Origin of the sequence: Ohessyouella blattaphilus (assembly GCF_024721265.1) — a bacterium.
In the GTDB taxonomy this organism is placed as follows: domain Bacteria; phylum Bacillota; class Clostridia; order Lachnospirales; family Lachnospiraceae; genus Aequitasia; species Aequitasia blattaphilus_A.
In genome coordinates, this window is the sequence record NZ_JAMXOC010000003.1 from 90,895 (window position 1) to 106,199 (window position 15,305).

Below are 15,305 nucleotides of genomic sequence, written 5' to 3' on the forward strand. Positions count from 1 at the left end.
TTCGCTTTCTAGTAGTCCCGCGCTTCTTTTCGGCCTTCCATAACCTCGTCACACGCCTCTCTTACACTTTCTTTTACCGAGGTGGTGGCAATCCCTACATTCCACCACGACTCGTATCCATCGGTCATCGTTTTAGGAATAATTTTTAAGTCAAATAGACAAGCAACCTCTTGTTGTTTCGCATCCTCCAGAGCCGCCTCTAACTCTTCGATCGTCTTACAGGTATACGATTTAAGTCCATACCCTTCTGCTACTTTTGCATAGTCAACAGGAATTAGGTCCCCTGTTGGTTTCTGCCCATCGCTGTAGCGGAACTCTGTCGCTAGACTGCCAATTCCATGATTCATCTCCAGGTTATTGATACAACCAAATCCACAATTATCAAAAACGAGAATATTCACTTTCTGGCGCTCTTGCATAATGGTGCCGATTTCACTGTGGAGCATTTGGAAGCTAGAATCACCTACTACTGCATATACCTCAGTATCCGGCTCGGCAAACTTAACGCCAAGAGTTGCTGCTACTTCATATCCCATACAAGAGTAACCGTACTCGGCGTGATAGCCACCTCTTTTGTCGGTAGTCCACATCCGCTGCATACAGCTAGGCAGCGAACCGCCGGCGGTAATAATCGTCGCCTCTGGATCAATCACTCGGCGAATAGCCGCAAGCGCTGCTGATTGAGGAATCTTGCCACTGGTTAGCTTAACAAATTCGGGAACGGTCCGGGGATCTCGCGCCTTAATAATCGGCTCAAAATCATCACCGGTATAACGGATGTTCGCCAAACGCTCCATCTCCTCCGCCCACGCTTTTTTTGCCTCTGTGATTTCGCTAGTATACCCGGCTTTATAATTCGCTGCACGTAGTTTTTCCGCTAAGGCGTTAACCGTGGCTAACGCATCTCCTACAGCCTTGACCGCGTCCATTTTATACGCGTGGTAGCGAGAGTAATTGATGGTGACAAACCGAACATTTTCATTTTTAAATAGCCGCTTAGAGCCGGTTGTAAAGTCAGACAGCCTGGTGCCGATAGCGATGACTACATCCGCATCTTTCGCAATAATATTGGAAGCGTAGGTGCCGGTAACGCCAATCCCGCCGAGGCAATAAGGATGGCTAGAGATACATGCACTCTTGCCTCCTTGGCTTTCCCCAAAAGGAATACCAAATTCCGTACAGAAGTCTTCCACGGCTTTGCCGGCCTCTGAATAGCGCACGCCACCGCCTACAACTACCAAAGGCTTCTTAGCCGCCTTAATTACGGCGGCGATATCTTCCACTTCTTCATCAACGGCCGCCGGTCTCGTAATCCGGTGCACTCTCTTCGCAAAAAAGTACTCAGGGAAATCAAAAGACTCTCCTTCTACATCCTGACAAAGACCGATGCAACAAGCCCCTGTCTCCGCCGGATCCGTTAACACGCGCATCGCATTGTTAAGAGCCGTCATGACCATTTCCGGACGAGTAATTCTATCCCAATACTTACATACCGGCTTAAAAGCATCATTGGTGGTGATGGCCAAAGAACTGCTCTGCTCTAATTGCTGAAGTACTGGATCTGGCTGTCTTGAGGCAAACGTATCCGCAGGAAATACCAATAAAGGGATATTATTCACCGTGGCCGTTGCACATGCGGTTACCATATTCGCTGCTCCAGGGCCAACGGAAGAGGCACAGGGAATAATCTTACGCCGATTATTTTGCTTCGCATAGGCAATGGCCGTATGGCACATCCCTTGTTCGTTTCTGCCTTGCATTACCTTTATACTGCCTGGATTGGTATCCAAAGCTTCCCCTAAGCCAACAGCAATACCGTGGCCAAAGATCGTAAAGAAACCTTCGACAAATTTCGTCTCTTTCCCATCCATCATTACATATTGGTTATCTAAATATCTGACAATCGCTTGCGCAGTCGTCATCTTTGTGGTCTTGTTCATCCTTCTCCTCCTGCTATACGCGAGCAACCATCTCGCCGTATAATTCCTTTTCCTCTTTTATAAACGCAAATACACCTTCAGGTCCGGGAAGCGTATGGGACGAGGTATTGCTCTTAACCATCATCGAGGCTTCCGCCGAGCCAAATTCTAGGCAATCAATGATCTCCCAACCTTGATATAGGCCATAGAGAAAGCCTGAAGCGTAGCCGTCGCCGCCGCCAAAGCCTTTTCTCGCTTCTACTGGGAAAGGCTTAATGGAGAACTGCTGACCATCTAAGGTATACGCCGTTGAGCCTTTCATACCGTGCTTAATAACTACAATCTTTGCGTGATACCCTTGCCAGTACTTAGCGGTCTCTTTGTCTGACATTCCTGGTTTGATAAGCTTCTCGGTCAGATCAAACTCCTCACGAGACCCCATAATGATATCGGCCTCTTTGGCAATCAGCGAATAGTAAATAGAAATCTCGTCATCGTTTTTCCAGCTATAAGACCGGTAATCAATGTCGAAAATTATTTTCGTATTCGTACGTCTTGCGAGCATAACGGCTTTAATCGCCGCTTCCCGTGAAGGGCTAGCCGCCAGAGCCGTTCCGGAAATCAAAATCGCCTTGGCTGAGCGAATATATTCTTCATCGATATCGTCTACGGACAACTGTAAATCAGCTGGCGTGTTGCGATACATCAAAATATTACTCTCACTAGAGGAAAGCATTTCCGTAAAAGTTAAACACAGACTCTCACCGTTAGTGCACTTCGTAATGTGAGACGTGTCGATACCCTCGTTATCAAAGTAGTCAACTACGTATTCACCGAACTGATCATCGGATACCTTACCTAAGAAGCCGACCTTCATCCCGTGTCTAGAAACGCCAATGGCGATATTTGCCGGTGAGCCACCCACGTACTTCTCAAACATATTGACTTCCTTCAGCGGCTTAAACTCTTCCTTCACCTTTTCGTTGTAGGCAGGATTAAGATCAATCGCTACACGTCCTAGTAAAATCAAATCAAATTTTCTGTCTTCTGCAAATTCTAAATACTTCATACCTTTCACCTCATTATCCCGTGTGCTATGTGTGTTTCTTTTCTATCTTATAATATCACACGCAACAAATGCGTGCAATAGATTTTATTGCACGCATACTTTTTCTGCATTTTGCACAAAGATACAGATGAAAATAAGTCAGAATGACCAGTTATATATTATATTTCGTTTTAATTACAATATCGGTGTAATAGTACTCCTTAGCTGGCTTTCCATCCCCTTGAATCACATCAAGTAGCAGGCAAAGCGAGCGATACCCTTGCATATACCCATTTTGGTCAATCACAAAGTCAAATTCGTCCTTTTTAAGTCCCTTTTCATTCGGGGTGGTGGTGTCGTAAACAATTACAAACGGTCGCTGGGTTACTTGAAGCTCCTCAAGGGCTTTCGTTACCCCTTCCTGACCAGCGGAAAAGACCACGATTCCCTGCAAATCCGGAAAGGTCTTTAGGCTGTTCATCACGATTCTTTTTACCTCTTCGCTTTCGTCAAATCCACTCTGGACGCCCACTAGGTTAAGCCCCGGAAAGCTTTCTTTTAGTTCATCGGTAAATCCTTCCACCCGCATATTGTTAACACTGTTGCCAAAGTGCCCCGTAATCGCCAAGACGTCTCCCGTTTTCCGCGTTAAGAGGGCGATTAACCCGGCTGCGGTACGCCCGCTCCTAATATTATCCATACCCACAAAGCAGCTCCGATTCGTCCCCTTAATATCCGTGTTAAAGGTAACCACCTTAATCCCTTTTAGTGTTAGCTCGTTGATCTTGCTTCGGACCAATTCGCTTTCAACAGGCATGATGGCAATACCTTGCACCCCCTCTTTCTCTAGCCGCGAGAGCGCATCTAGCTGATTTTCTTCGCTAACGCTGTCGCTTTCTTCGAGAAAAAGCTCTGTATTCTTCGGTGCCGTCTCCTTTATCGCCGCTTGTATCCCGCGCCGAATCTGCTCCATAAAGGGAGCCCCAGAAAGCTGGGTTACAACGCCTACTTTCATACGTTTGTCGCCATCGCTTCGCCGCTTCCTAGGAACGTAGCCGATCTCTTCTGCGATTTGGAGAATCTTTTCCTCCACCTCTTTATTAATGCGGCCCCGCTTATTTAAGGCCCTATCTACCGTCCCCCGGGACACACCGGCCAGTTCTGCAATATCTTGGATTGTACCTGCCATCTTACTCACCTCAACTATTTAATAGTGCAATTATATCACACACGCAAAAAGCACGCAATGACGATTTTATTATTATACTGCACACAAAAAACCGAGCAATGAAGGTGATTCATTACTCGACTCTTTTGCCTTATTATAGTCCTGTCTTCTCCCTAATAAAGTCTCGGGCTTTAAGGGCATACTCTAAAGGATTGGCTTTGGCAGGATCCTGCTCTGCCTCCACTAGCATCCATCCTTCATAATTATGCTTCTCTAAGGTGGCGAAAATCTTGTCAAAGACAATATCACCATCCCCAGGAACGGTAAACGTTCCGTTTTTAACCGCCTCTAGAAAAGACATCTTTTCTTCGATGGTCTTGATTCTTTTTTCTTTACGCACGTCCTTTAAATGCACGTGGGCAATTCGGTCAATATATTTTTCCACTAGATTATCTACCGCCTCTTGTGTCCCTTCCGAAAAATAGATATGGCCGGAATCAAAGAGTAAATAGACATTTTCATTGGTTCCCTCCATAAAGATATCGATTTCTTCTGGAGTCTGTATACCGGTGCCCATATGGTGATGAAGGCTACACTTCATCCCTCTTGCCGCCGCTAGCTCTCCTAGCTTATTCATCCCGGTAAATAAACGCTGCCACTCTTCCTTTGTAAAAACCGGTTTTTGGTCACCAAAGATCGGATAAGGCTTTCCTTGAATTCCTCTTCCTTGTTCGGAACAGCCGATTACCTTAGCCCCCATCGCCTGCAAAAAATCCAGTTGTTTTGTAAAGGCGGCGATTGTCTCGGCTTCCTCACCGGTAGTAAAAAAGGTAGAAAACCAGCAATTGCATATTTGCATATTTCTAAGCTCTAGCGCCTGCTTTAGCACCTCCGGCTCCTTAGGGTATTTGTTGCCAATCTCGGTTCCGGTAAAGCCTGCTAAGGCCATTTCGCTAACACACTGTTCGAAGGTATTTTCTTTACCTAGCTCCGGCAAATCGTCATTCGTCCAGCCGATCGGCGCGATTCCCAATTTGATTTTATCTTTATTAAGCATCTTTTATCTCCTGTTATGCGATTTCTATTGATACAAACCTGGTTTTTCGATCATTTCAATCGGTAAAAAGGTTTCTGTGCCTCGGGAGCGATTTAGAGCGTCTGCTGCTACACAGGCTGCATAGCCATCCCAGGAAGAAGGACCTGTAAGCTCTCCTTTTTCCACAGCGTTAACCCAGTCCGCTAACTCGATGTCATACGCCTCTATAAAACGCTTCGCCCAATCAGTCAAAAGCTCTGTGGAACACCTAGCCTCAGCCCGCATAATTACTGAAGCTGGATCTGGTAGGTTAATCGTTCCTTTTTCACAAACCACCTGACACTGAATATCGTAACCATAGGCATCACACACCTGTAGCTCTACATCGATTCGGGAGCCATCTTCTGTTTCCAAGAGAACGATTTGGGGATTGTCGTATCCCTTTGTTGAGCGCCCAGACTGCTTAACCTTCAGCACTTGAGCTTTTTTGTATTCATCTCCTAATAGCCAGCGACAAATATCCAACTCGTGAATAGCTACATTAGTGATTCCCATCTCCGTTTGAAAGCCTTCTGATTGAAAGACATTACGGTGACAAGCATGAATCATCAGCGGTGCTCCTAGCTCCCCAGAATCAATAATTTCCTTCATCTTGGCATATCCGGGATCGTAACGCCGCATAAAGCCAACCTGAACCAAGCGCCGTCCTTGCTTTACTTCTTCAGCAATAATCTCCTCACATTCTGAGGCCGTTAGCGCTAATGGCTTCTCGCAAAACACTTGTTTTCCTAGTTTTACCGCTGCCAGAGTATAAGCAAAGTGTGAATCATCCGCGGAAGTGATAACCACCGCCTCCACCTCTGAAGCCCCTATCAGCTCCTCTCCCGTTTGGTAAACCGTCGGCACTTGAAACATCGCTGCCGTTTTCTGCGCTGCTTCTGGGTAGAAATCAGCACAAGCAACCACTTGGGCACCGGGAACTAGATACATCAAACGTTTGATATGCTCTTTGCCAATCGCTCCACAACCAATCACACCTATTTTCAACATAACTTTATCCTTCTTTCTTTAATGAATTACACCGCGGCTAGTCTTCTAGCATTGGCTTCTACTCTCTCTCTGGTTACGTCTAACAGTACTGCCAAGATAATTACCAGGCCGATAACGATATTTTGCACAGCTGTGGATACGCTTAGTAGCTGCAGACCATTTCTAATAACGGTAATAATTAGAGCACCGATCAAAGTTCCACTCATCGTTCCTTTTCCACCGCTAAAAGAAGCACCACCGATGATACAAGCAGCAATTGCATCCGTATCATAAGGCTGAATCGCATTGGCTCCGTTGGCGATACCACCACGACCGATGAGAACGATAGCGGCTAAGGCTGACATAAAGCCTGATAGCGTATAACAAAACGTAAGCACGTTTGCCGATTGAATTCCTGATAGTCTTGCCGCCTCGGGGCTACCACCCACACAGTAGATGGAACGACCAAGAGCGGTCTTTGATAAAAATACACCCATAACCAAAAAGATGGCTATTACTAAGATAAAGCTAATGGGAAAACCGCCTAGAAGGGGGACGCTACTGGGGATTGTCGCTGAGCCTAGCCAGGTGACCTGGGCTGGGAACCCTGAGACAATCTGTGAATTTACCACCAAAAGAGCTAAACCCCATAATACGTTTTTCATTCCCAAGGTGGAGACGAAAGGATGTGGCAGGTGTAGCCGGGTTAATAACGTTCCGTTGATAAAGCCGATGAACAGTCCCGAAAACACGCCGACGGCAATCATAATCAAGGGATTGGTTACACCTTTTTGTAAAAGCATTCCCATCATACAGGTACAAAAAATCGCATTGGCACCGACTGATAAATCGATTCCCGCGGTAATCAGACATACCAGCATACCGGTCGAGATTAACGCATTTACCGATGTTTGCTTAAATATATTCATAATATTGGATTGTGTTAAGAAGCTATCTGTCGCAAACGAAAGCACGACACCAAGTACTAATAAAGCACCTAATGAACCTAATCTATTTGCGACGTTGCTGTTAAGCTTAAATTTACCTTTGCCTTTACTCATCTATCTTTCCTCCCCAGGCGGCCTTCATGATTGCCTCCTGATTAAAATATTCACTTTCACGATCAACGGTTGCCATAATTCGACCTTCGCGCATAACGATTACCCGGTCGGACATCCCCAAAATCTCTGGCATCTCCGAGGAAATCATAATGACACACTTGCCCTCTTTTATCAGTTCATTCATCACGTTGTACACTTCGACTTTCGCCCCCACATCGATTCCTCTTGTCGGCTCGTCAAAAATGTAAATATCTGCATCGCAGTTAATCCACTTACCGATAACAACTTTTTGCTGATTTCCCCCTGATAGTTGCCGAACGACTTCGTACTGAGAAGGTGTTTTTATCCGTAAGGACGAGCAGTTATGATCGCCGGTCTGACATACTTTTTTATCATCGATAAAGGGGCCTTTGCAAAAACCAGCCATATTCGCCAGAATCAAATTCATTTGCACGCTTTGCCCTAGGATAAGCCCTTGACCTTTACGGTCCTCGGTTAAAAAGGCTATCTTATGGCGAATCGCCTGCTTAGGGCTTTTGATCTTTACGTCTTTTCCGTGTAGAAATATCTTACCGCTATCAATTGGGTCTGCCCCAAAGACCGCCCGCATCAGTTCTGTCCGTCCGGCGCCTACAAGTCCGGAAAAGCCAAGAATTTGTCCTTTATACGCTTCAAAACTTACATCGTGAAGAACGCCGGCGGAGTTAATATTTTCCACACGCAGGGCGCAATCGCCCTGCTGTGTGTCTATTTTTACAAACAATTGGTCGACGCAGCGTCCTACCATGGCTTTCACTAAGTCATCACTGTCTGTATCTTCTGTTTGCTTCGTCCAGATATGCTCTCCATCTCTCATTACCGTTACCCGGTCACAAAGCTCAAATAGTTCTTCTAGCTTATGGGAGATAAAGATAATACTAATCCCCTTTGCCTTAAGCTTGCGGCAGATAGTCATTAAAAGCTCCACTTCCTTCTCTCCTAATGAAGAGGTGGGTTCATCCATAATAATCATCTTGGCATCGATCAAAATCGCCTTGGCAATCTCGATCATCTGCTGAACACCCATACCAAAGGTGCCAGCTAGCTTAGAGGGATCAATATCAATTCCTAAAGAGGCCATAACTTCTCGCGCCTTTTCATTCATCGCTGGGTAGTCTAGTAAACCGCCTTTTCCTCTAATCCACTTGTTAATAAAAATATTGTCAGTAACGCTCAGTAGCTTCTCAATGTTAAGTTCTTGATATACACAGGCAATCCCTGCCGCTGCCGAGTCGTTAGGGTCACGGAACTTCTGCTTCTGACCATTGACGTAAATCTCGCCCTCTTCTGCCTGATAAACACCGGTTAGAACTTTAATTAAAGTAGATTTTCCAGCACCGTTTTCACCGATTAGTCCGAGAATCTCGCCAGGCTTTACCGATAGATTCATATTCTTTAGAGCGACAACACCGGGAAAACGCTTGGTAATCCCTTTGAGCTCCACCACATATTCACTCATAACTTTCCTCCTTGAATGGAGCCTTAAATTATTTCAGATAAGACTTTAATGTATCCAGTTGCTCTTGTGCATTGTCGATGGTAATGATGGCACTTCCAGAATCGATAAACGCTTCGATTTCTTCACCTTTAATCGCCTTAACGCATGCCTCTACTGATTTGTAGCCCATGTCATAAGCGCTTTGCGCTACCGACATCGTCTCTTCTTTCGCTAGAATCGCTTCACAGGCCGATTGGATACCATCAAAGCCAACGAAGATCGTATTTTCGTAGGCACTGTTTCCCGCTGCTGCTCTAGCTGCGGCAATCGCCATATCATCGTTGTTACAAAGAACCATTGCTACCCCTTTCGGGTGATTTTGAATAATCGCTTCCATGCTGGAATACGCTTTATCAGCAACGGCGTCTGCATACTGAATCTCTGCATCTAAGAATTTGCCGCCAGCTTCATTAACGCCTTTTTTATAGCCCTCTAATCTAGCTGTAGCGGTTGAATCCCCTTCCACGCCTGAGATAGAAATCGCTTCTAACTCTTTCCAACCAGCGGCTTTTGCCATTTCAACTGCGTATTTTCCGCCCTCGTAGGCTGCTGTTTCATTTCCTGTACCGACGAATGATAATACCTCTGGCGCTTCGATAGCCGTATCAACAGCGACGATGGGATACTTTGTGCCGGCAATTTGCTTTACCACCATATCCGCCTGCAAAGGAGCAATAACGAAACCATCGTATTGGCTAGAAGCCAGATTGGTTTCAATAATATTAAGCTGTTCATCATAGGCGGTCTCCGAAGAAGCCCCCTGAACATCAACTTTAACTTCTGGATGATCTTTTCCGTAGGCCTGGCAGCCTGCCATTACATAACCCCAGTACTCGGAAGCCGTCGTCTTCAAAATAACATTTACGCTTAAGCCCTCACCGTTTGAAGCCTCGCCTTCGCTTGCTTCGGCTTTTTTATCATCGCCCTTTCCACAAGCCACTAATGAAAGTCCCATTGCTACAACTAATAAAATTGCCAATACTCTTTTTTTCATCTCTCTTCTCCTCGTTTAGTTAATCTCTAAATGGTAACATCTTCTTCGTTTCAAATGACTCTTTACACCGATAAGCCGTCTCTGAGGCCATGGTACCGTCAAAGACGGTGACTTCTGGTTGACGGTTATCAAGAATACAGTTAACAAATTCTTCCATTTCAGCGATATACGCTTCGTGCCACCGGTACATGAAATCCGGATAACACTCCCGGCATACGCCGTGATCGCTTAATACCTCTAACATACTGTCGGTACCAACGGCACCGATTCTCAAGGTTCCTTTCGTCCCGATGATCTCTGTCTCCACATTACACCCGTGAGCAGCGGCACGTCCGGCAAATAAAAAGGCCATGGTTTCATCTTCATATTGAAGTAGGCAACTAACATTGTCGCCGTCGTTCCACTCCCGGTACTCAGGATACGCAAAGCAACCACCAATCGCCCATAGATTCTTCGGCTTTTGTCCACCGGTAAACCAGTTGCACAAATCAATATCGTGCACACACATATCGAGAAACTGACCACCGCTATGAGGGGCAAACTTTAATGTACTCTCAATCGTGGAAATCGGGTCTTGAGTATACGCCCGAATCATTACGATTCTACCGATATCACCGCGGTCAATTTTTTCTTTCGCTAAGCGATACGATCTGTCATAGCGTCGCATGAATCCCAGCATGAAAATTCTCTCTGGGTAGGCAGCAACTACCGCTTCCGCCTCCTTGCATTTTGCCACAGTGGTATCCAGCGGCTTTTCGCAAAATACGTGCTTGCCGTTTTCCATAGCGATACGAATGTGCTCTGTATGTAGCGCCGATGGTGAAACAATACAAATAGCATCCAGCTCCGAGCACCGACACATTTCTTCATAGTCGCTAAAGGTGTACTCTACTCCTAGCTCCTGGGCCGTTTCTTCAAGTCTTTGCTGATCAACATCGCAGATTGCCTGAAGCTTGGCCTTTGGTACGCGCTTGGCAATATTTTCGGCATGCTCATACCCAAGGCGTCCTAATCCAATTAAACCAATACGAACTTCTTTCATCCTTCCTCCTTTTTAGTTCTTTTCCTTTATGCTCCTTAAGTATAGCCACCAACAATCGCGATGATTAGCGGTTGTTTTTTTGGATTGGTGGTAAATAATTTAGCTTTGCCGAATTCCCTGATTTTTTTGTGTCATTTTTTTGTGTAAAAAAATCAGGTACCACTATTTACTAGTGATACCTGGTGCTTAACATTTTAATTCCCTTTTCGATATTCGGCCGGGCTTACGCCGGTGGTTTTTTTAAAGGTTTTGGCAAAATGGTGATAGTCGTTAAATCCCGACTGCTCCGCCACCTCTCTAATTTTGTAGTTGGTTTCGCGCAGCATCCTTTTGGCACATTTCATTCGCTGCTTTAATAGAAAGGCCGAGAAGCCCATGGCCATTTCTTGGGAAAAGATATAGCTCAAATAAGAAGAATTAACCCCCACCACTTCTGCTACTTCCGTCAGGCCAATCGGTTCTTTGTAGTGCTCCAATACGTATTCTGCCGCGGCTCTGACGGTGCCTTTGACCTCTGATGGAATCGCTGTACAATCCTTGGTATTCGCCTTTTCGGCCATGTTCCTTAAGACGTCGTAAACCTGTTTCATGCTGCGAATCGCTTCTGGTGCCTCTACTTTCACGTCAACAATTTCCTGTAAGGTTCGCAACCACTGAACAACCGTACGACTCTGGGTTTGCTCCTCTTCAAAGGCCCGCCCTACTTTCAAGCTCCGAGCCCAAAATTCGTCTTGGCCTTTTTTGTAAAACAGGGTGTTTGCTTCCTTCAGAAACTCTTCCGCTTTTTTCGGAAGGACCTTGCTCATGCGGCGATCGTTCACGTAATATAAAATCTGCTTTTCTTCATAGAAGCCCATTTTGAGCGCTTCTCGGGATTGCTGATAAGCCTGTCTAACCGCTTGGCCACCCATGCAAATACTACTGGCACCGATCCGAAAAACATACGGTTCGTCCTTACAGATACGGTAACAGGCCGTTGCCGCTTGAATAAGACGCTGGCTCATGACACTGCTCCGTCTCTCTTCCGATAAGTCTAAAAAGCAGCAGAACACCCCTGCCCCAAGGTAAACCACCTCGCAGTGCAAATCCTCTTCTTCCTTGACCTTGGTAAACCCGTCGCAAAAGCGCTGATAAAACTCGCGGAAATATTTTTCCATTTCCAGTTCAAACCACTGCTCAGGATTCTCCTGATCAATGCTCATGCTGATTACGGCACAATTGTGGAAGGGATAGGAAATACCCACACTTTTTCGCATTTTCTCTACTTCTTCAGCGGATACCCCTGAGAGAATCTTATTAAAAAACAAAAAGGACGCTTCCTCATGTTCCTTGGCTAAAGGTTCGCTCGCCTCACTTTTCCCGGTTTTCTGTTGCTTTCGTTCAGATATTTTCTTTTTCGCCTGAGCCAGTAACGGCTGGAGATTTTCGTCTTCAAGAGTATTTTTCAAAACGTACTCATCAGCCCCTAGCTTCATCGCCTCTTTCACAAATTCAAAGTCATCGTGGCAGCTGAGAACGATAATATACACCTGAGAATCCTGCTCACGCACCTTGCGAATTAGCTCAATTCCGTCCATTAGCGGCATTGAGATATCGGTAACGATTAGATCCACTGGATGGGTCTGTAAGACATTTAAAGCCTCTTCCCCGTCTCGCACATCAGAGGATATTTCAAAACCGGCATTCTGCCAAGCCGGCAACGTTTTCAAATAGCTTCTTACTAAATAATCATCATCAACCAACATCGTCTTTAACATCTCTTACTCCTCTTGATCATCGTATACCTCTTTTGGCAAATGGATAATTACCGTTGTTCCCGGCACATCACTTCGGTAATCCATACCGGCTCGTTCCCCGTAATACAATTTGAGGCGCTCCAAAATATTGGGAATACCAATAGCCGTAAAACCTTTTGTCTTCTTCGTTTTCTTATATAAAAGCTGAGTAATTTTCTCTTGGCTGATTCCGCGACCGTTGTCGCTAACCTCCAGATACAAAACCTCTTCTTCTACCTTCGCCGTTATCTTGATGACCCCGTTATTTTCCTTTAAGTCAATACCGTGCAACAAGGAATTCTCCACCAGTGGCTGCAATAGCAAACGAGGGATTAAGCAGCTCTGGGCTTCCTCAGAGATTTCACAGCGCATCTGAATAGTCGCGTGGCTCCTAAATTCCTGCAAACGGATATAGTTCTCAAGAATATACAGCTCTTCCGTCACCGTTAAAAAAGCCCCTTTTTTGCTGATACTGGCTTGCAATAGCTCCACAAAGTTCTCGATTAACCCCGCTAGTTCCTGTTCCCCTTTAATCTTTGCCGAGTATTTAATAGCGTTTAGAGTATTGTACATAAAATGAGGCGTCACTTGATACTGCAGAGCCTCTAATTCAGCATCCTTTTTTAGCTTCTCCTTTTCAATCACCTGCTCGATCAGCTCCTCGATATGATCTAACATCTGGTTGAATTCTTCTGACAACGTCCCGATTTCATCCTTTGAGGTAATGTCAGCTCTCGTTTCAAGGTTTCCTTCTGAAACCTGCTTTACCGTAGTCGTCAACTGCTTAATGGGTCGGTAGATCATTTGTGCTAGATAAAATGCCAAAATTGCCGCTATCAGTAAAAAAGTAAGAAATATCCCCGTATAGTAAAGACGTAGCTGAGTCAAGTCCCCGAGTACACTCTCCCTATCTGCCGAGATATAGAGGGCACAGCCCGAGAAATAGGCTCTTGAATAGAAATAGATATTATCCTCATCAAGACTAACTAACTCCGTTCGCTTATCGGCGGCCCCTCTTTCCACCTGAAGGTGAGATGCCGTACCGACTTGCTCCGCGTTATCGGAAGAAATAATTTTATCTTCTACGTCGAGAAGCATCACCTCTTCCACCGCTTCCGTCTTCATCTCCGAGAGATAATTATAGTATAAAGACCGTTCTTCTATATTCGCACACAGATACCCTAGGACTTCTCCATTCACCGCCACCTCTTCCACAAAGGCAAGCTGGGAAGGCTTCCCGCTAATTAAGCTTTTCAATAAAAAGGGACCCGCCTTCTCTTGGGATTCTCTGATGATAGCCTCAATATTTCGCTTTTCGATTACCTTGCGAAAAATCGGATACGCCTCTGACGTGACTAAGACTTGCTGGCTAGGAATGATTAAATGGTAGGAGGAAATGGCCGCATTCTGCTTATAGTACATCTTCAAGATCTCTGCAATTTCCTCTAACGTCTGATCCTTTTGATTAACTGTGTATTCGTGAGTTTTCCTCTTTAATTCCGGATCACAAGAGGCTTCTACCGAAATATGAAGAACCTCTTGCATCGATTGGTCAAGGCTTTCAATCAACTGACGATTTCGCTGTTGGTTAGATAAGATATAATTATCTTCAATCGTATCCGCTGCCTTTTGATAAAAAACAACCGTAATTGCCAGGGTGGTGATAACCGTAATAAAGAAAATCGAAACCAAAATTTTAATACGTATACTCTTCAAGGTAACCCTCCACATTTTCTGGCGTCAAAAAATCTGCGTCGAGAACCACTTGGTTCTCTTTCGCCTCTCCTTTGCGTAAAGCGTCCACGTAGCGAACGGTCTCATAACCGATATCGTATCCCGACTGAGCAACCAGACCGCTAATCCGCTTGTTTTTTAGCGCTAAGATTGCATCTTTTTGAACGTCGATTGAGACGATTTTCATCGTCCCTGCTTCTGAGCTCTCGATAATTCCTAAAGCGGTCACCGCACTGGTGACCACAAGACCTTTAACCCCGGGATACTTTTGGCGCTGGGCGGCAATGATTTCCCCAGACATCTTCGCTCCGGAATATCCGCTTTCCACATAAGCAATCTGCATATCTGGTTGAGAATCAATATATCTTCTGGCCCCTGCCACTCGTTCCTTATGACACATCTGGTTAAGCTCTCCCGAGACAATACCGATTTCACCGGAATAATCTAATTTCTTCGCCAAGTACTTGGCCATCTCGTAGCCTGCTTGCTCATTATCGATGCCAATATAAGGGATATCTAAATCTGCGTACGCAGAATCAAAGGCGACAATCGGCACGCCCTTATCTTTAGCCAGCTTAACGTACGTCGGCTCGCCAAAGGCATCAATCGGCGAAATTGCCAACACATCAACCTTTCGCTTAAGTAACTCGTCGATATACTTCTCCTGTGCCTCTAAATTATCTTCCGCTTCCGGTGCAAAAAACATCACCCGAGCCCCATACTTTTTGGCAGCTGCTTCCATACCTGAGCGAACCGACATCCAGTATTCACTCGTCCCCGACTTGGCTACCACCCCGATAACATACTCTTCTGCCGCCTCTTGTTTCGACTCATCACGGTTACTGCATCCCCAAATCAGTAACACCATCAGCACTACTAACGCTGACATAATCATTCTTTTTCTCATTCTCGTTCCCCAACTCTCTACGATAGAATTCTCTCTATTAAAAATCTGCTATGAT

At 45.4% G+C, this 15,305-nt stretch carries 12 protein-coding genes; all 12 read right to left on the reverse strand.

All coding sequences use genetic code 11. From position 1 onward, the window contains the following. Positions 1-8: 8 nt before the first annotated feature. The 12 genes from iolD to NHH16_RS03995 all read right to left on the reverse strand — a co-directional run bounded on the left by iolD (position 9) and on the right by NHH16_RS03995 (position 15,250). Complete coding sequence (gene iolD, locus NHH16_RS03940) at positions 9-1,940, reverse strand: 3D-(3,5/4)-trihydroxycyclohexane-1,2-dione acylhydrolase (decyclizing) (RefSeq protein ID WP_262068308.1); 1,932 nt, start codon at positions 1,938-1,940, stop codon at positions 9-11. A gap of 13 nt (positions 1,941-1,953) precedes the next feature. Further along, positions 1,954-2,988, reverse strand: coding sequence for a 5-dehydro-2-deoxygluconokinase (gene iolC / locus NHH16_RS03945; protein ID WP_262068309.1), 1,035 nt, complete (start codon positions 2,986-2,988; stop codon positions 1,954-1,956). A 151-nt stretch (positions 2,989-3,139) separates the two neighbouring features. Further along, positions 3,140-4,156: a LacI family DNA-binding transcriptional regulator gene (locus tag NHH16_RS03950; RefSeq protein ID WP_262068310.1), complete on the reverse strand. Its 1,017-nt coding sequence runs from the start codon at positions 4,154-4,156 to the stop codon at positions 3,140-3,142. Between the two features lie 133 nt (positions 4,157-4,289). Then, positions 4,290-5,192, reverse strand: a complete 903-nt coding sequence (gene iolE, locus NHH16_RS03955) for a myo-inosose-2 dehydratase (protein WP_262068311.1) — start codon at positions 5,190-5,192, stop codon at positions 4,290-4,292. Between the two features lie 24 nt (positions 5,193-5,216). Beyond that, complete coding sequence (locus NHH16_RS03960) at positions 5,217-6,221, reverse strand: Gfo/Idh/MocA family protein (RefSeq protein WP_262068312.1); 1,005 nt, start codon at positions 6,219-6,221, stop codon at positions 5,217-5,219. A 26-nt stretch (positions 6,222-6,247) separates the two neighbouring features. Continuing rightward, positions 6,248-7,261, reverse strand: coding sequence for an ABC transporter permease (locus tag NHH16_RS03965; RefSeq protein ID WP_262068313.1), 1,014 nt, complete (start codon positions 7,259-7,261; stop codon positions 6,248-6,250). Next, positions 7,254-8,759, reverse strand: coding sequence for a sugar ABC transporter ATP-binding protein (locus NHH16_RS03970; protein WP_262068314.1), 1,506 nt, complete (start codon positions 8,757-8,759; stop codon positions 7,254-7,256). Before NHH16_RS03970 ends, NHH16_RS03965 begins: the two co-directional genes overlap by 8 nt. Before the next feature lie 28 nt (positions 8,760-8,787). Further along, on the reverse strand, positions 8,788-9,792 hold the full coding sequence (locus NHH16_RS03975; protein WP_262068315.1) for a sugar ABC transporter substrate-binding protein: 1,005 nt from the start codon (positions 9,790-9,792) through the stop codon (positions 8,788-8,790). A 19-nt stretch (positions 9,793-9,811) separates the two neighbouring features. After that, positions 9,812-10,834, reverse strand: coding sequence for a Gfo/Idh/MocA family oxidoreductase (locus NHH16_RS03980; RefSeq protein ID WP_262068316.1), 1,023 nt, complete (start codon positions 10,832-10,834; stop codon positions 9,812-9,814). Positions 10,835-11,028: 194 nt separating this feature from the next. After that, entirely contained in the window at positions 11,029-12,591 is a 1,563-nt protein-coding gene (locus tag NHH16_RS03985) for a response regulator (protein ID WP_262068317.1), read from the reverse strand. A gap of 3 nt (positions 12,592-12,594) precedes the next feature. Further along, positions 12,595-14,325: a sensor histidine kinase gene (locus NHH16_RS03990; protein WP_262068318.1), complete on the reverse strand. Its 1,731-nt coding sequence runs from the start codon at positions 14,323-14,325 to the stop codon at positions 12,595-12,597. Continuing rightward, positions 14,306-15,250 (reverse strand): substrate-binding domain-containing protein, encoded by a 945-nt coding sequence (locus tag NHH16_RS03995; protein ID WP_262068319.1) that lies wholly within the window; start codon positions 15,248-15,250, stop codon positions 14,306-14,308. The genes NHH16_RS03990 and NHH16_RS03995 overlap by 20 nt, the downstream gene beginning before the upstream one ends. Between the last annotated feature and the right edge of the window lie 55 nt (positions 15,251-15,305).